Origin of the sequence: Haemophilus sp. HMSC061E01 (genome assembly GCF_001810345.1) — a bacterium.
Taxonomy (GTDB): domain Bacteria; phylum Pseudomonadota; class Gammaproteobacteria; order Enterobacterales; family Pasteurellaceae; genus Haemophilus_D.
On the sequence record NZ_KV800993.1, the window covers coordinates 1 to 618 of the forward strand.

At 52.8% G+C, this 618-nt stretch carries 1 rRNA gene; it reads left to right on the forward strand.

The window, feature by feature from the left end:
- Positions 1 to 618 (forward strand): 23S ribosomal RNA (locus HMPREF2732_RS00120); the annotation flags it as partial.

Here is a 618-nt window from a genome sequence, read left to right on the forward strand (position 1 = left end):
TGGAGTCGACCTTGAAATACCACCCTTTAACGTTTGATGTTCTAACGAAGATTACGAAACGTGGTCTCGGACAGTGTCTGGTGGGTAGTTTGACTGGGGCGGTCTCCTCCCAAAGAGTAACGGAGGAGCACGAAGGTTTGCTAATGACGGTCGGACATCGTCAGGTTAGTGCAATGGTATAAGCAAGCTTAACTGCGAGACAGACAAGTCGAGCAGGTACGAAAGTAGGTCATAGTGATCCGGTGGTTCTGAATGGAAGGGCCATCGCTCAACGGATAAAAGGTACTCCGGGGATAACAGGCTGATACCGCCCAAGAGTTCATATCGACGGCGGTGTTTGGCACCTCGATGTCGGCTCATCACATCCTGGGGCTGAAGTAGGTCCCAAGGGTATGGCTGTTCGCCATTTAAAGTGGTACGCGAGCTGGGTTTAGAACGTCGTGAGACAGTTCGGTCCCTATCTGCCGTGGGCGTTGGAGAATTGATTGGGGCTGCTCCTAGTACGAGAGGACCGGAGTGGACGCACCACTGGTGTTCCGGTTGTGTCGCCAGACGCATTGCCGGGTAGCTAAGTGCGGAAGAGATAAGTGCTGAAAGCATCTAAGCACGAAACTTGCC